The organism is Citricoccus zhacaiensis (assembly GCF_014645315.1).
Taxonomy (GTDB): domain Bacteria; phylum Actinomycetota; class Actinomycetes; order Actinomycetales; family Micrococcaceae; genus Citricoccus; species Citricoccus zhacaiensis.
In genome coordinates this window covers 38,414-53,964 of sequence record NZ_BMLQ01000005.1, presented here as the reverse complement: position 1 = coordinate 53,964, position 15,551 = coordinate 38,414, and the positions used below count along the sequence as shown (strand labels likewise).

Here is a 15,551-nt window from a genome sequence, read left to right as displayed (position 1 = left end):
ACGATTTGACCCGGATATTGATCCGACGCGTGCGGGCAGCCTCCGGCTCGGGCTAGTCTCGTCCCATGACTTCTGCCTTGAATGACGCGCTGGTCAGCACCTGGGTGACCGGCTGGTCCCGCTGCCGGAACTACGACGTGCAACATGACGGCGTGGTCCACGCATCCCTGCGCAGTGGAGTCCAGGCCGGTGACGGACAGGACTGGGAGTACGTCCTGGCCCACCCGGACGAGACCGCCCTCAAGGCGGTGTCCGCGGAGGTCCAGAACCACCCCGGACGGCTGCTGACCGTGGTCGGACCGCCGCCCACCGTGCCGGCCGGTGTCCCCCTCAAGGCGCTCTCCACCGGCGAGAAGCTCATGGTGGTGGACATGGGAGGCCAGGATGTCGAAGCCCCCATCGTGCCCGAGGAGTTCGAGGCCACCGTGGAACGCAAGGACCCGGACTGGTTCCTCGTCACGATCACCAGCACGGAGGAGCATCCCCAGGGCGAGGGCGCTGTGGCAGCCCGCGGCCGGGTGGCCGCCGTGGACGGCTATGCCGTGTTCGACCGCATCTGGACCTCCCCCGAATTCCGCCGGCAAGGCCTCGGTTCGCTGGTGATGCGCTACCTCGCCTCGCTGGCCCTGGAGCACGACGTCGAGGAGGGCCTGCTCGTGGCCAGTGCCGACGGACAGGCCCTCTACGGCCACCTCGGTTGGACCGAGCTCGCCGACGTCACCGTCTACGGCGCCCTGGAGCACGACACCGAGAACCCGTCCCACTCGGACGCCGGCTGAGTGGACCCCCGCGGGGAACACCCCCGGAACGGCACCGGAGACGGGCCTGAAGACGGGACTGGAGACGGGTTCGTGCAGCCGGCCGGTGGCCCACGCACAGATGACCCCCGCGACGCCGAGGCCCTGAGCCGCACGCTCGGCCGCCGCTCCATCCCGCCGCAGCTGCTCCACGTCCGGCACCTGCCCGAACGGCAGGCCATCACGGTGCCCTGGCCGGAGGGTACTCCGGACGGCCTCATCCACGCGCTCGGGGGCTCCGGGGCTTTGGAGCCATGGAAGCACCAGGCCGAGGCGGCCGGCCTTGCTGCCGCCGGGACCAACGTGGTGTTGGCGACGGGGACGGCGTCGGGCAAGTCCCTCGGCTACCAGCTCGCCGCCGGGACCGCCCTGTACGACGACCCCGCCGGGACCGTGCTCTATCTGTCCCCCACGAAGGCGCTCGCGGCCGACCAGCTCAACGCCTGGCGCGCCCTGGCCCGGGACGGCGCCACCTGGCTGCGGCCGGCCCCCTATGACGGGGACACGGACATCGCCGACCGCAAGTGGGCCCGAGAGCATGCGAACGTGCTGCTGACGAACCCGGACATGCTGCACGTCGGCATCCTGCCGCACCACGAACGCTGGTCCCGCTTCTTCCGGCGGCTGCGCTTCGTGGTGGTGGACGAGGCTCACGTGTACCGGGGGGTCTTCGGCTCCCACGTGGCCGTGCTGCTGCGCCGGCTGGCCCGCGTCTGCGCGCACTATCGGTCCGGGCGGCGAGACGGGGTCGAGGCCCCGGCCACACCAGGCCCGGTCTTCATCGGGGCCTCGGCCACCAGTGCGGACCCCGCCGGGTCCTTCTCGCGCCTGATCGGCGCGGACGCGGTGGCCGTGACCGAGGACGCCTCCCCCCACGGGGCCGTCACGGTCGGCTTCTGGGAACCGGAGCTCACGGACCGGCGCGGCGAGAACGGGGCTCCCGTGCGCCGTTCGGCCACGGCCGAGGGCGCCGGGATGATGGCCGACCTGGCCGTCACCGGCACCCGGACCATTGCCTTCATCCGCTCCCGCCGCGGAGCCGAGGCGATGGCCTCCGCCGCCAAACGTGAGCTCGCCGAGGTGGACCCGTCCTTGCCGCCCCGAGTGGCGGCCTACCGAGCGGGATACCTGCCCGAGGAGCGCCGCGAGGTGGAGACGGCTCTGCGTACCGGCCGGTTGCTGGGGGTCGCCTCCACGCCGGCGCTGGAGCTGGGCATCGACATCGCCGGACTCGACGCCGTGCTGGTGGCCGGCTGGCCGGGCACCCGCGCGTCGTTCTTCCAGCAGGTGGGACGCGCCGGACGATCGGGGCAGGAATCGGTGGCGCTCTACGTGGCCGGGGACGATCCCCTGGACACCTACGTGGTCCACCACCCGGAGGCCGTCTTCGAACTGGCCGTGGAGGACTCGGTCACGGACCCGACCAACCCGCACATCCTCGCCCCACACCTGTGCGCCGCGGCCGCCGAGTTCCCCCTGGTCCCGGACGGGCTCGGTGACTTCGGGGACCCGGACGAAGTCCGCGGACTGGTGGAACAGCTCGTCGAGGAGGGCTACCTGAGGCGCCGTCCGGCCGGCTGGTTCTGGACGCATCCGGAGCATGCCGCCGGATTGGTGTCCCTGCGGGACGACGGCGGCGGACCGGTGGACATCATCGACACCGAGACCGGCGCCCTGCTGGGCTCCATGGGCTCCCCGCAGACCCACTACCAGGCCCACCCCGGTGCCGTGTACGTCCACCAGGACCGGACGTATCTCGTGGAGGACCTCGACGAGGACGCCCACGCCGTCCTGGTCACGCGGGCGTGGCCGGACTTCTTCACGCAGGCCCGGGACATCACCGAGATCGAGATCCTGGACACCGTCCACCGCGTGGACGCGGGAGACCTGCAATGGTGCACGGGTCCGGTGAAGGTCACCACCCAGGTGGTGTCCTACCAGCGCAAAGCCCTGGTCTCCGGGGAGGTCCTCGGCGAGGAACCCCTGGAGCTGCCCGCCCGGGATCTCTTCACCACGGCCGTCTGGTTCCACTGCCCCCCGGAGGTGCTCGTGGCCGCCGGCCTGACGATGGACCGGCTGCCCGGGTCCCTGCACGCCGCCGAACACGCGATGATCGGCCTCCTGCCCATCGTGGCCTCGAACGACCGCTGGGACATCGGCGGGGTGTCCATGGCCCTGCACCCGGACACCGGTCAGCCCTCCGTGTTCGTCTACGACGGTCACCCGGGCGGCGCCGGCTTCGCCGAACGGGGCTTCGCGGAGGCCGCGACCTGGCTGCAGGCCACCCTGGACACGGTGCTCTCCTGCAGTTGCTCCTCGGGCTGCCCGTCCTGTGTGCAGTCTCCGAAGTGTGGCAACCGCAACAACCCGTTGGACAAGCACGGGGCCGCCACCCTGCTGACGTTCGTGTTGCAGGGCGTCCGGATCGCGGCGGCACGGTCGCTGCGGGGCGCCGCTCACCGCGGCACCGTTGATGCCGGCGGTCCGGCCCGGGCCACCCCTTCGGAAGGCCACGGCAGCGCCGACTCATAGCGGGTGCGCACCTGCACGGTGCCGTCTGAGGCAGCAACGCACTCGATGACCGTGGCTCCGTGGCGATCAGCCGTCTGGGCAGCCACGACGCACGGATCGGCCAGCACCAGTCCACGGGCGGCATCGGCGGCGGCGAGCGCGGCGAGGTCCGCGGCTCCGGAGGCCCGTGCCGCCGCCGTGGCCGCGGTGCCCAACGCCGCGGTGGCCCCCAGCAGCGCCAGGGTCAGGAACACGGTGGCCAGCACGGTGACGCTGCCGGCGCCCTGTTCACCCTGTTCATCCCGTTCGCGCTGTTCAGTCTGTTCGCGTGACCGGCGTTCCGTCGTCCGGTTCATGGTGCTCCCGTGGGAGGCACGGCCCACTGGTCCGGCGCGTGGGCCGTGGCCTCCAGTTCCCACCCGTCCCACCACGCCAGGGGCCCTGGAGGGGCGTGGGCCACGGTCACGGCGACCCAGCCAGTGTTCCGGTCGCTGCTGAGTTCCGTGGCCGTGCCGGCCATGCGCCGGGCGGTGGAGCGGACGTCGGCCTCGCTCTCTCCCCGGGCCAGCTCCCGGACCGAGGCCGCTGCGGCTTCCTCCAGCCGGACCTGCTGCAGGGTCGCCGCACCAGCAAGCAGGGCGCCCACCAGCACCAGGGCCGCGGCCGGCAGCATGACCGCGTATTCCGCGGTGACCGATCCTCGGTCTGCCCCGGCACCACGGGCAGCACCAGCGGGTCCGCAAGGGCGCTCGGGTCCCAGGGGGCCGCCGGGATCGGCGGAAGTGCCAGGAGTGCCAGGAGGGCCCGGATCGGCGGAACGGCCGGGCCCCGTGGACCCGGTCAGTGGAGAACGTACGGTCGGAGGACGGCGGTCCATGGCTTCCTCGAGTCTTCGGTGTCGCTCGGTTGGGACGGGAGCAGTGCGGGTGGGTGGGAGGATTCGGCAAGGTCCGGCCATGCCTGATCGGCCGGGGCCTGCCGCGGGTCCCGGGCCCCGCCGGGAAGGGTATCGGCGGGACCCGGAGGCCGGTGGCCGGTGGCCGGTGGAGGGATCTCAGCCGAAGCTGAGGGCGTTCTTGACGATGTCCAGCAGCAGTCCCTGCACGTCGGTCCCGGCGAGGACGACGGCCAGGACTCCGGCAAACCCGACGGCGGCGAGCGTGACGATGCCGTACTCGGCTGTCTGCGCACCGGTCTCATCGCCCCAATCCAGGGCCGAGGCGCGACGGCCCTGCACGGTGAGGGCGGTGGCGGCGCTCTCCGCGGTGTCGGCAGTGCTGGCGGTGCCTGCGGGCCGGTGGACTTCGCTGGCAGTTCGCAGGGTGTGGTGTTCGTGCTGCAGTGTGGCGGTCATGGTGTCTCCTCTGGTGTGATGGCGGCCGGTGTGGTCGCCTGTTTCCAGCCTGCGTCGGTGTTCTCCCCCGTGGGGCGCGGAGGCCGGCCGATCTGGATGGCTGGAGCACTTTGGGACGGTGTGGAGGACTGCGCCGGACTCCCGGCGGTGACCCCGCCTCCCCCGAGTGAACTCGCGCATGCAGGCACCAGGGCGGGTGTCAGGGCGGACATCAGGTCGGATGCCAGGTCGGATGTCAGGGCAGCAAGGCCAGGACGAGCGGGACCACACCCAGGCAGAGGAATGAGGGCAACTGGCAGAGCCCCAGAGGCAGGACCAATCGGGTGCCCAGTTCTGCGGCTCGTTGCTCGGCCCGGCGTTTCCGGTGACGGCGGAGCGTCGAGGCCGTGGACCGCAGCAGGGCCGCCGTGGGCGCTCCGGTGAGGTGGGCAAAGCGGAGTTCGCCGGCCAGTTCCTGCAGGTCGGGGTCACTGGCTTCGGGCTCATGGGCCGTCCAGGCGTCATCCCAGTCGACACCGGCCCGCAGCAGGGCGGCCACCCGCCGGACCGGCGCCGCCCCGGGGACATGGGTGCCCAGTAGATCCAGACCGGAGACGAGACTCTGCCCTGTTTCCAGCAGTCCCGCCACCAGATCCATGGCTAGGGCGGCATCCAGCGCGTCCGGTGGTGCCGAGGTGCCGGGCCGGACGGGCGTGCTCGTGCTCGTGCTCGTGCTCGTGCTCATGTGATCTCCTCCGACCGGCGGATCAGCGCGCGGGTCCAGAGCTGGCCGATCACAGCCAGTCCGACTCCGGTGCCGATCACGAGCCAGCCGAGGGGGCCGGCCAGCAACTCCGTGGGCGGCCCCCCGACCAGGGCCGTCATCGCGATCCCGGCGAGAGGCAGGAAGCCCAGCAGTTGTGCCGTGGAGCGCGGACCGGCGGCTGCCGCGTCCCGCGCCTGCTGGGCATCCTGACCTTCCTCCAGTGCATCGGCCAGACGCTCGAGCAGTCCGGCCAGCGGAATCCCGGCGTGGTGGGAGACCGCCAGGCAGCCATCCAGCTGCCGCCAATGACGGCCCTGCCCCGGCGCCTCCACGGCGGCGAACGGCTCGCCGCCGAGCATGATCTCCAGGTCAGCTACGACCAGGACGTGGTGCAGGCAGCATCCCGCCCGACTGGCTGGCCCCCGTGGCCCGCGTAACCCGTCTGGTCCGCCCGGGCACGGTTCGTAGAGCCCCGAGAGCTCCACCCAGACACGCTCCGGACGACGGCCTGCCTGCAACAGGGCGGACGCCCGGCGGAGCAGGGCGACGAATTCCTCGGTCTCGCGCTCACTCCGGCGCCGAGCCTGCCCCGGGAGCCACCGCAGCCACCGCGACCGCCACCGTCGCCTGCCTCGTCGTTCAGGCCCCGATCGCATGCCGGCCCCTACTCCGCCGCGACCCGGTGTCCCGGTGCACGTCGGCTGCGGACAGACCGTCCAGCACCCCCTGGCCAGGTCCCGCGGTCAGGGCGGTTCCGACCAGGGAGAGCGCCGGGATGACGCGCAGGGTGCCGGTCCGGTTGGTGTCCCGGTCCACGACGGACAGCTCCACGGGGTGCCGTCCGGCATCGGTCCGTTCCAGGTGGAGGACCGCGTCCACCGCACTGGAGGCCTGCAGCGCGAGGGCTTCTGACCCGAGGCCGGCCAGTGCGCCCATCGCCTGCAGCCTGGCCGGGACGTCTGAGGCCGAGTTGGCGTGCAGTGTGCCGGCGGCGCCCCGGTGGCCGGTGTTCATGGCCGCGAGGAAGTCCGCGACCTCCGCCCCGCGGCACTCTCCCACGACGAGCCGGTCGGGCCGCATCCGCAGCGCCTGCCGGACGAGTTCGGACAACTCGACGGTACCGGCGCCCTCGGAGTTGCCGGAGCGGGCCTGCAGGGAGACCACATGGCCGTGGCGCGGGCGCAGCTCGCGGGTGTCCTCCACGGTGATGATCCGTTCGTCCGCGGGGACCTCTGAGAGCACCGCGGAGAGCAGGGTGGTCTTCCCGGAACCGGTGGCCCCGCTGATGAGCAGGTTGGCGCGGGTGTGCAGCAGTTGCCGCAGTGCGGCCAGCCACTGCGTCCCGTGGGGCCAGCGCCGGGCCAGGTCCTCCAGATGAGGTGGCTCCGGCGCGGCCAACCGGACGCTGATCTGGGTTCCGCCCGAGGCCAGCGGCGGCAGGATGGCGTGCACCCGGGCACCGGTGACCTGTGCGTCACCGAACGGCTGGCCCTCGTCGAGCCGCCGTCCGCCCTGGGCCAGCAGCCGGACGGCCAGGCGGCGGGCATCGTCCGCCGGCAGGCACCGGCCCGTGTCCCGGAGGCCGTCCAGACCGTCTGTCCAGATGGTTCCGGACCCGTCCACCAGGACGTCCGTGACGCCAGCGCCGCGGGCCGGAGCCGCCAGTGGGCCCAGGCCGATGAGATCGTCCGTCAGCGCCGTCATCTGGGCGGACGCCTCCTGCGGGGTGGTCACCGACAGATGCCGCCGAACGGCTTCGGCCGCCAGCTCCGGCGGCACTGACTCGGGCCGCGGCGGAGCACCACGGTCCTGGTGACGGGCGGGGTCTGCCAGGCGACCGGCGAGCCACCTGCGGGCCCGCTGCCGTCCCGCCGAGGCTCCTGTGGCGAGGCGCCGGCCCGCTCCAGATGGTGGTTCCGGCGACCATCCGCGGCTCATCGCAGGGCCCTTCCGGCCACGGGCCAGCCGGGCTCCAGGGTCCCGGCTCCGTCCAGCCGCAGTTCGATCTCCGCCGCCAACCTCCGGGCGGAGGCCCGCCGACTCGACCGATCCCAGGAGGCCAGCGACGTACCGTCCCAATCCTGGGCGTCGACCCGCACAGAGCCGGCAGATTCCCTCGTCGGGGCTGGTTCTCGGCGGGCGTCCCGGTGCCGTGAGGCGTGCCGTGTCGGCTGGCGTGGCGTGACCTGCAGCAGCACGTCCGCCGGAAGCTGCCGGCCGGCTGCCGGCCCGCGATCGGTGCACACCAGCAGGGCCATCCCCCGTTCCGCCCAGTCGCGCGCCCGGTCCTGGTCCTTGCCGACGTCGACCACCGTCCAGGGGAACGTCTCCACGGCCACCTGCACCCAGTCCTCGCCCGTCCAGGCGTCACCCGCGGACGTCGATGAGGCCCACCCCCACCACCGCACGCCGCCGGCCCCGGGCAGATGTGAGGCCAGGGCGGGCCCGGGGACCGGCAGATCCTGCATCCCGTCCCAGCTCACGCATCGATCCCCGGGAGGCGCCAGAGCGCGGAGCCGCGCACTCAGACTCCCCTGGGGACCCTGGGCATCCACGAGCAGACCTCGTCCGGGGCCGCCCAGCAACAGCGTCAGGGCCCAGGACAGCCCGGGCCAGTGCTCGTCACCGTCGGCGCCCGGGCCATCGTGCACCAGCACGGCCGCACGTCCCCGGGCGGATGACTCGGAATCCGCCGGACGGGTCCGGGCCAGGATGCGGCAGAGCTGCTGAGACCGGGAGGGCAGGCAGAGGGCACCGGGTGGTGCGGTCGACCCGTCCAGGACGACGGACAGGAACGGCGGTTCCGGCTGATCCCGTCCGCGGTCCGGCCTCGGTTCCGGGCCGGCCGCCTCCCCCGGGGCGAGTCCCCAGAGGATGAGCGCCGGGGATTCCGGGGCAGCCCGGTGGGTCTGCACCGCGGCCGACCACTCGGAGCGCGGAACGACGCGCAGCCGGTGTCCGACCGCGGCGGCACAGGCGGCCACCTCGGTACACAGCAGTTCGGACAGGAGTGGGGTGCTGCCCACCAGGCCATGCGGGACCGGGCCATCCCGATCCGGTGGCGCGACGAACAGGATGGTCAAGGGTGAGGATGCTCGGACGGCCATGCCCCCAGCCTGTCCGTCCGGCCCCGGGCATGCTCCACACCGGCCGGCAACTGTGGAGGACCGGCCCGGGTCCGGCTGCCTGTGGAGGAACCGGCGGCCTACAGGTCGGTGCCGGGCACCGGCATGGACGCGTCCCAATCGGTGATGTCCACGATCCGGCCGCGGTCCCAGTCCTGGGTCCATCCCAGCAGGTCAAGGATCCGGTCGATCAGGATGGCCGTGAATCCCCACACGAGGGTGCCGGAGACCAGGAAGGCCGGGCTCCTGAAGCGCCGGGTTGCGCCCGCCGCTCCGCGAGACAGGGACGTGGTGATGCGATTGGCGGGGTCCACCAGGTCGGCCACGGGGACCCGGAACACCCGGGCTGCCTCGCCCTCGTCCACCACAAAGACGTCGGAGGGCCGGTCCCACCAGCCCAGCACCGGATGCACCCGGAAGTTCGAGACCGTGAGGGGTGCCGGCGGCAGGGTTCCGATGACCCGCACGCCGTTCCGGTCCAGGCCCGTCTCCTCCTCGGCCTCCCGAAGGGCGCAATCACTGAAGTCCACGTCCTCGGGATCCCGTCGGCCTCCCGGGAAGGCGACCTGGCCGGGATGGTGGCGCAGGGCGAAGGACCGCTGGGTGAGCAGCAGGTCCAGGTCCTCCGGCACGGCGGTGCCGTGGAAGTGCGCCGGCTGACCGTCCAGGGCCCCGAACAGCACCAGCACGGCGGAGTCCGAGGGCTCCTCGGCCGAAGCCGGGGGCACCACGGTGAGGCCGAAGTCCCAGCCCCGGTCGTCGTCGGGAATCCGTGACGGGGCCGGGCCAGACGGTGGCCTTGCCGCCAAGTCCGGGTCCAGGGTCCCGTAGCGCTCCACAAGGGACCGTAGGTCCGCGAGCGCTCCCTCGATCTGCATCATGCCCCCAGGCCGTAGCCCTCGGCCCGCAGCTGGGCACGGGTGGCGCCGGCGAGCATCTTGGCCAGCAGCTCTTCCCGGCCCGGAGCCAGCTCGTACTTCAGCAACGACGCCGCCGCGTCCGGATTCGTCTCCCCGATCCCGAAGGAGGGGCACCAGCGGGCGACGGGGCAGGCCCCACAGGCGGGGCGCTTGGCGTGGCAGACGCGGCGGCCGTGGAACACCAGTCGGTGGGAGAGCATGGTCCAGTCCCGCGGCTCGAAGAGTTCGGCGACCTCGTACTCGACCTTGACCGGGTCCTGCTGCGCGGTGAACCCGAGCCGCCGCGCCAGGCGCCCGAAGTGGGTGTCCACGGTGAGCCCGGGTACCCCGAAGGCATTGCCCAGGACCACGAAGGCCGTCTTGCGGCCGACCCCCGGCAGTTTCACCAACTCATCCACCGTGCCGGGCACTTCCCCGCCGTGGCGGTCGACCAGGGCCCGGGAGAGCCCCTGGATGGCGGTGGCCTTGTTCCGGTAGAAGCCCAGGGGCCGCACGATCTCCTGCAGCTCGCGCTCATCCGCGTGGGACATGGCCTCGGCATCCGGGAAACGCGCGAACAGCCCGGGAGTGGTCGCATTGACCCGCACATCCGTGGTCTGGGCCGAGAGCACGGTGGCCACGAGCAGCTCGAAGGCGTTGGTGAAATCGAGCTCGGCGACCGCATAGGGGTAAGCCTCGGCCAGCACCCGGTTGATCTTCCGGGCACGGCGCTTCAGGGCGAGCGTGCTTTCCCCGGCGCTGGGGGCGCCGGCCGGGGCGGAGTTCCTGCCCGTCACGCGCGCTCGATGTCCGTGAGGTCCTCCAGCACGCCGGTGCGGCCGTCCGTGTTCTGCACGAGGAACTCGTGGCCACGGTCCTCGAGGGCCAGGATCCAGCCGCCGGGCTCGAGTGCGAAAGCCGGGCTGCCGTCCTCGGGGTTCACGGCCGTGCGGCGCGTTCCCACGGCGAACCAGAACGCCTCGTACTCGGCCGGTTCCGTGCCCCGAGGTGCCGACGGCCCAGGTTCCAGCGGATCGATCGGTTCCGTGTGCTGGACCTCCGGCACCGGTGACGACGCAGCCGGCTGGACCGGTTCTGACGGCTCTGACGGCTCAGCAGCCGCCGGTGCTCCGAACGCGTCGGTCGCCGAGGCCGCCGCCTCGTCCGTGGAGCGCGGGCGCACGCGGGTCATCCCGAGCTCATCCTCGATCTCGGCCGCAGACTGCTGGGCATCGTCCGAGCCGGGAGCATGGGGTTCAGCAGGGTCCGGCGAGGACCGGTATTCCTCGTGGGCCTCCTGCGAGGCCGCCTGGCCGTAGGCCGGGGCCTGACCGTACTCCGCGTTCGGGTCCCAGGCCGCTCCCGCGCCCGGTCCGGCGGGGCCACTGGGCCCGGTGGGACGATGTGGTCCGGCGGGGTCACTGGACCCGGTGGACGCGGCGAAGAGCGGGGCCATGAGGGAGCGCATCGGGGAGGTGACCACCAGGCCGAAGGCACCGGCCAGACCGATCAGCAGGACGGCGTCCAGGGTGGTGACGAACGTGATGAAGAAGTAGGACAGCGCCAGCCAGGCCGTGACGTGCGCGAACTGTTCGGTGCCGAGCGAGCCGAGGCGGGGGCCGGCGTCGCCGGTGGGCTTCCCCGCGGAGGCTGCGCGGGCCAGGATGAAGCCGGCCGCCACGAGGGGCATCAGGACCCCGATGCCGAGGAAGAAGAGGTTGGTGCTGCCCCACAGGTTCAGGCCCCACCGCGAGGTGGCCAGGGGGACTATGGACCCGGCGAGGACCACGAGGACCGAGGCGAGGAAGCCGACGTCCCAGCTGGACAGCCTCAGCCCCGAGCCGGGACCACCGGCCTGTGCGGTAGCGGATGAATCCGGTGCGATGGTCATGTGGTTCCTCCTGTGCCACCCGTAACGGGCGACTCCCCAGCGATTGATCCAGACCGGACGGTGCTCGCCGGTTCCCCTATGGATGATCTCTGCACCATTCAACCAGTCACGCCCGGCCCTGTCCCCCCAGTTTGACGTGCGCGGCTTCACACCGGTGGCCGTGGCGTTAGGCTAAAGACGAAGCCACCTGTGACACCGGTTACACCCCGGCCGTCATCGCGGTGGTCCTCGTCGACCGCGCCACCAAGGAGTACGCATGAGCACAACAGCGTCCAACGAATCGGCCTCCGCATCCACTGACGGCGGCGGCACCATGGACACCCTCTCCCACGAGCACCGCAGCTTCCCGCCCTCGGCGGACTTCGCCGCGCAGGCCGTGGCCGGGGCGGACCGCTATGAGGAGGCTGCCGCGGACCGGCTGGGCTACTGGGCCGATCGGGCGCGTGAGGTACTGGACTGGGACCAGGACTTCACCGAGGTCCTGGACTGGTCGGACGCCCCGTTCGCGAAGTGGTTCGTCGGCGGCACCACCAACGCCGCCTACAACGCCCTGGACCGCCACGTGGAGGCCGGACTGGGCGACCGCGTGGCCATCCACTTCGAGGGCGAACCCGGCGACTCGCGTTCCTGGACCTACGCGGAGCTCGCCGCCGAGGTCCGGCGGGCCGCCAACGCCTTCGAATCCCTCGGGGTCACCAAGGGCGACCGCGTGGCCGTCTACATGCCGATGATCACCGAGACCGTCATCACCATGCTGGCCTGCGCCCGGATCGGCGCGGTCCATTCCGTGGTCTTCGGCGGCTTCTCCGCCGATGCCCTGCGCTCGCGCATCGACGATGCCGAGGCCAAGCTCGTGGTCACCGCGGACGGCTCCTGGCGCCGTGGCAAGCCCTCCATGCTCAAGCCGGCAGTGGATGCCGCCCTGGCCGAGCCCGGCCATTCCGTGGCCCATGTCCTCGTGGTCCGGCGCAACGAGCAGGACGTGGAGTGGACGGCAGATCGGGACCTGTGGTGGCACGACGTGCTGGGCGAGCAGTCGGACGAGCACGAGCTGGTCTGGCATGACTCCGAGCACCCGCTGTACATCCTCTACACCTCCGGCACCACGGGGAAGCCGAAGGGCATCCTGCACACCACGGGCGGTTACCTGGTGCAGACCGCCGTCACCCACCGGGACACGTTTGATCTCCATCCCGAGACGGACGTGTACTGGTGCACCGCCGACGTCGGCTGGGTCACCGGGCACTCCTACGTCACCTACGCGCCCCTCATCAACGGCGCCACCCAGGTGATCTACGAGGGCACCCCGGACTTCCCGCACAACGGCCGCTGGTGGGAGATCGTGGCCAAGTACGGCATCACCATCATGTACACCGCCCCCACCGCGATCCGCACCTGCATGAAGTGGGGCCGGCAGGTGCCGGACGCCTTCGACCTGTCCTCGATCCGCGTGCTCGGATCCGTCGGCGAGGCCATCAACCCCGAGGCCTGGATGTGGTACCGGGACGTCATCGGCGGCAACGCCGGTGCCGGGACGAAGGACGACGACGGCTCCGTCACCCCGGGTGCCCGCAAGGAGCACCCCGCCCCGATCGTGGACACCTGGTGGCAGACCGAGACCGGCGCCCACATGATCTCGCCCCTGCCCGGTGTCACGGCCACCAAGCCCGGCTCGGCCCAGACTCCCGTCCCGGGGATCACCGTGGACGTGGTGGACGAGGCCGGCCGGTCCTTCGAGGGCGCCGGCGCCGGGTTCCTGGTCATCCGGGATCCGTGGCCTGCCATGCTGCGCGGCATCTGGGGCGACCCCGAGCGCTTCAAGGAGACCTACTGGTCCCGGTTCGAGGGGATGTACTTCGCCGGGGACGGCGCCCGCCGGGACGAGGACGGGGACGTCTGGGTCACCGGGCGCGTGGATGACGTCATGAACATCTCCGGGCACCGCCTCTCCACCTCGGAGATCGAGTCCGCCCTGGTGTCCCACCCGATCGTGGCGGAGTCCGCCGTGGTCGGCGCCACCGATGCCACCACCGGCCAGGCCGTGGTGGCGTTCGTGATCCTCACCGAGGAATCCCAGGCGGACGGTGCGGTCGATCCGGTCCAGACCGAGGCCGACCTGCGGGCCCACGTGGCCTCCGAGATCGGGGCCATCGCGAAGCCCAAGCACATCCTGGTGGTGCCGGAGCTGCCCAAGACCCGCTCCGGCAAGATCATGCGCCGCCTGCTCAAGGACGTGGCCGAGGGCCGCGATCCGGGCGATGCGTCCACCCTGTCCGATCCCACGATCATGCAGCAGATCGCGGAGTCGCTGCGAAAATAGCCGTCGGCGCCGAGCTGAGCCCCCTCCAGGGCAGAAAGTGACCCTGCCCCGTCCGTTCGGACGGGGCAGGGTCACTTTCTGTTTCGGTGCGGTGTCTCAGGAAGCGTCGGTCGCACCCTCGTCGCCGGAGAGGTGGTCCGGGTTCTTCATCAGGTGGACGAGTGAGGCGGCCATGCCGCCCCACACCACGACGATGGCGATGAGCATGAAGACGATGGCAATCGGGTCCACGTCAGGCTCCCTTCTCCGGGTTCTCGGGATGTGAGGGGGTGTCGGTATGGCGGCCGTGGCTCGCGGGAGTCGACCGGACGCCCGGAGCCGAGCCCACCAGCGGTTCGTCCCCGGACTCGGAGTCGGGACGCAGATTGTCGTTGAGCTCCCGGTTGAGGGCGGACCGGTCCGACCACGGCAGCAGGGACAGCAGAATGGCCACGATGATCAGGGCGATGGACATGCCCCAGCCGAAGGTGCCGACGAACCACGAGGGCATGTCCCCGTAGCCGTCCTGCGCCTTGAGCACGATGTCCGAGATCCACATGTAGGCCAGCACGATCGGCAGGATCACGGCGACCAGCACCTTGTAGACGCGACCCACCCGGAACGAGGACACCGTGTTGAGGTGGCCGACCATGTTGTCCAGCCGGCGCAGGAGCCAGGAGACCACCACGACGGCGACGAGGGCGGCGCCCACGATGCCGAAGTTGTTGGCGAAGGCATCCGTGACGTCCAGCGTGTTGATGCCGGTGGTTGTGCTGAAGAGCAGCAGCGAGACGACTCCGGATAGGCCGACCACCACGATCACCGTGGTCCAACGGCTCCAACCGATCTTGTCCTTCACGGCGGAGACGACCACCTCGAGGATGGAGATCAACGAGGTGAACCCGGCGAACACGAGGGACGCGAAGAACAGCACGCCGATCAGCACTCCGGCCGGCGCCTGGGAGATGATCGTCGGGAAGGCCACGAACGCCAGCCCGATGCCGTTGGCGACCACGTCCGCGACCTCGACCCCATTGGCCTGCGCCATGAAGCCCAGGGCGGAGAAGACGCCGATGCCGCAGAGGATCTCGAAGCTGGAGTTGGTGAAGCCCACCATGAGGCCCGAGCCGGTGAGGTTGGTCCGGCGCTTCAGGTAGGAGGAGTAGGTGATCATGATGCCGAAGCCCACGGACAGTGAGAAGAAGATCTGCCCGTAGGCGGCGATCCACACCTGCGGATCCGTCAGCACCGACCAGTTCGGCGTGAACAGGGCGTTCAGGCCCTCCGGAGCCCCCGGCAGGAACAGTGCCACGACCACCAGGGCGATGAACATGACGAACAGCACCGGGATGCCGATCATCGAGGCCATGGCGATGCCCTTGCGGACACCGGCGCCCAGGACCACCAACAGGATCAACCAGACCACCAGCATCGGCCAGAACACGCCCGGCACGAATTGGAAGGACGGGGCGAAGGTGTCGGCCACCTGCAGATAGTCTCCGAAGAAGAACGCCTCCGGGTCATCGCCCCAGGCCTCGTGGGTGGAGAACCAGGTGTACATGGCCGCGTAGGCGATGATGGCGGCGTAGTAGACGCCGATGACGAAGCAGATCCCCACCTGCCACCAGCCGATCGACTCGGTCCACTTACTGAGGCGGCGGAAGGCCATCGGCGGAGAACCCTTGAAACGGTGGCCGATGGCGTAGTCGAAGAACAGCAACGGGATACCGGCGGTCAGCAATGCGACCAGATACGGCACGATGAAGGCGCCGCCGCCGTTCTCATAGGCGACGTAGGGGAAGCGCCAGATGTTGCCCAGGCCCACGGCGGAGCCGACGGCGGCGAGGATGAAAGCCCAGCGGGTCGCGAACTGCTCGCGACGGGCCTTGCCCCCTTGGGGTAGTGCGGTCTGCGTTGACACGGAGGTCCT

15 protein-coding genes are annotated in these 15,551 nt (G+C 71.2%); 3 read left to right on the top strand and 12 right to left on the bottom strand.

The features are described from left to right. The first annotated feature begins 65 nt into the window (after positions 1–65). The gene (locus IEX49_RS09380; RefSeq protein ID WP_188805919.1) at positions 66–779 is read left to right on the top strand and encodes a GNAT family N-acetyltransferase; all 714 of its coding nucleotides are present in this window, start codon (positions 66–68) and stop codon (positions 777–779) included. 72 nt (positions 780–851) lie between these two features. Beyond that, positions 852–3,329, top strand: coding sequence for a DEAD/DEAH box helicase (gene sftH, locus IEX49_RS09375; RefSeq protein WP_373286710.1), 2,478 nt, complete (start codon positions 852–854; stop codon positions 3,327–3,329). Here the strand turns inward: sftH and IEX49_RS09370 are convergent. The 10 genes from IEX49_RS09370 to IEX49_RS09325 all read right to left on the bottom strand — a co-directional run bounded on the left by IEX49_RS09370 (position 3,254) and on the right by IEX49_RS09325 (position 11,322). Continuing rightward, positions 3,254–3,664, bottom strand: a complete 411-nt coding sequence (locus IEX49_RS09370) for an Rv3654c family TadE-like protein (protein WP_188805918.1) — start codon at positions 3,662–3,664, stop codon at positions 3,254–3,256. The two genes, sftH and IEX49_RS09370, sit on opposite strands and share 76 nt — an antisense overlap. Next, entirely contained in the window at positions 3,661–4,068 is a 408-nt protein-coding gene (locus tag IEX49_RS09365) for a TadE family type IV pilus minor pilin (RefSeq protein WP_308421932.1), read from the bottom strand. The genes IEX49_RS09370 and IEX49_RS09365 overlap by 4 nt, the downstream gene beginning before the upstream one ends. A gap of 294 nt (positions 4,069–4,362) precedes the next feature. Further along, positions 4,363–4,662 (bottom strand): DUF4244 domain-containing protein, encoded by a 300-nt coding sequence (locus IEX49_RS16820; protein WP_229672497.1) that lies wholly within the window; start codon positions 4,660–4,662, stop codon positions 4,363–4,365. 235 nt (positions 4,663–4,897) lie between these two features. Further along, positions 4,898–5,386, bottom strand: coding sequence for a type II secretion system F family protein (locus tag IEX49_RS09355; protein ID WP_188805915.1), 489 nt, complete (start codon positions 5,384–5,386; stop codon positions 4,898–4,900). Next, entirely contained in the window at positions 5,383–5,766 is a 384-nt protein-coding gene (locus IEX49_RS09350) for a type II secretion system F family protein (RefSeq protein ID WP_188805914.1), read from the bottom strand. Before IEX49_RS09350 ends, IEX49_RS09355 begins: the two co-directional genes overlap by 4 nt. Before the next feature lie 280 nt (positions 5,767–6,046). Beyond that, a complete protein-coding gene (locus IEX49_RS09345) occupies positions 6,047–7,345 on the bottom strand; it encodes a TadA family conjugal transfer-associated ATPase (RefSeq protein ID WP_188805913.1) in 1,299 nt (432 codons plus the stop codon). Continuing rightward, entirely contained in the window at positions 7,342–8,514 is a 1,173-nt protein-coding gene (locus IEX49_RS09340) for a hypothetical protein (protein WP_188805912.1), read from the bottom strand. Before IEX49_RS09340 ends, IEX49_RS09345 begins: the two co-directional genes overlap by 4 nt. 98 nt (positions 8,515–8,612) lie before the next feature. Then, positions 8,613–9,413 (bottom strand): NUDIX hydrolase, encoded by an 801-nt coding sequence (locus tag IEX49_RS09335; RefSeq protein ID WP_188805911.1) that lies wholly within the window; start codon positions 9,411–9,413, stop codon positions 8,613–8,615. Then, on the bottom strand, positions 9,410–10,228 hold the full coding sequence (gene nth / locus IEX49_RS09330) for an endonuclease III (protein WP_188805910.1): 819 nt from the start codon (positions 10,226–10,228) through the stop codon (positions 9,410–9,412). The genes IEX49_RS09335 and nth overlap by 4 nt, the downstream gene beginning before the upstream one ends. Further along, complete coding sequence (locus IEX49_RS09325; protein ID WP_188805909.1) at positions 10,225–11,322, bottom strand: hypothetical protein; 1,098 nt, start codon at positions 11,320–11,322, stop codon at positions 10,225–10,227. The genes nth and IEX49_RS09325 overlap by 4 nt, the downstream gene beginning before the upstream one ends. Positions 11,323–11,635: 313 nt before the next feature. Between IEX49_RS09325 and IEX49_RS09320 the strand changes: the two genes are divergently transcribed. Then, a complete protein-coding gene (locus tag IEX49_RS09320; protein ID WP_229672533.1) occupies positions 11,636–13,642 on the top strand; it encodes an acetate--CoA ligase in 2,007 nt (668 codons plus the stop codon). Positions 13,643–13,738: 96 nt separating this feature from the next. Here the strand turns inward: IEX49_RS09320 and IEX49_RS09315 are convergent, their stop codons facing one another. Beyond that, positions 13,739–13,873: a methionine/alanine import family NSS transporter small subunit gene (locus IEX49_RS09315; protein WP_188805907.1), complete on the bottom strand. Its 135-nt coding sequence runs from the start codon at positions 13,871–13,873 to the stop codon at positions 13,739–13,741. 1 nt (position 13,874) lies between these two features. After that, positions 13,875–15,542 carry a sodium-dependent transporter gene (locus tag IEX49_RS09310; protein ID WP_188805906.1) on the bottom strand — a complete coding sequence of 556 codons (1,668 nt, stop codon included), beginning with the start codon at positions 15,540–15,542 and terminating at the stop codon, positions 13,875–13,877. Between the last annotated feature and the right edge of the window lie 9 nt (positions 15,543–15,551).